This is a genomic window from Candidatus Hydrogenedentota bacterium, assembly GCA_016791475.1.
Lineage (GTDB): Bacteria > Hydrogenedentota > Hydrogenedentia > Hydrogenedentales > JAEUWI01 > JAEUWI01.
Map to the genome: position 1 here is coordinate 1 of JAEUWI010000225.1, position 719 is coordinate 719.

Here is a 719-nt window from a genome sequence, read left to right on the forward strand (position 1 = left end):
ACACCCGATGGAATGGGCTTTTTCAACAGCACCGGTAATGCCGGTATGGCTACCGGAGGCACTGGCGATGTGCTGACGGGCATCATTGCCGGATTGCTGGCTCAGGGCTACAGTTCGGTGGAGGCGGCCATCCTCGGCACTTATTTACACGGTCTTGCCGGCGACCTTGCCGCCAAAGCCTGGAGTATGGAGAGTATGACTGCGGGGGATATAGTGTACTTTTTGGGGGAAGCGTTTAAGAGAATAGATGATAGATGATAGATGATAGATGATAGTTTGTCGCGGATTGCTCATTGCCGATTGCCGATTGCCCATTCCCCATTCCCAATTGCCCATTACCAAGTGGTAAGCCTGTCTTGATATTGGAATTCCCCGAAGGCTTGCTTAACGTTTAAGGTTTAAGGTTGGCGTGCTATTGGATAACTCCGAAGGCTTAGTGATACCCAGGACTTAAACGTTAAACCTTAAACATTAGACCTTAAACGTTAAACTATAGACATTAATCCTGAAACCCATTTTCCCCTATCTTTGCCGCCCTTGACCAGCAGCCCAACACGGAAAGCAGGTCGGAACATATTAAGTATCAACTCTTATGGATAAATTGATCTATCTCGTTCCCGCTATGGGAATAATCGGTTTGCTCTATACCATGTTGAAATTCAACTGGGTTTCTAAACAAGATGCCGGTACTGACCGGATGAAAGAAATCAGTAATTACA

General features: G+C 46.6%; 1 protein-coding gene. It reads left to right on the forward strand.

Features of this window, described 5'->3' with window-relative positions; all coding sequences use genetic code 11:
- On the forward strand, nucleotides 1-258 hold a 258-nt coding region (locus JNK74_28860; protein MBL7650192.1), incomplete at its 5' end, for a bifunctional ADP-dependent NAD(P)H-hydrate dehydratase/NAD(P)H-hydrate epimerase.
- Nucleotides 259-719: the final 461 nt, after the last annotated feature.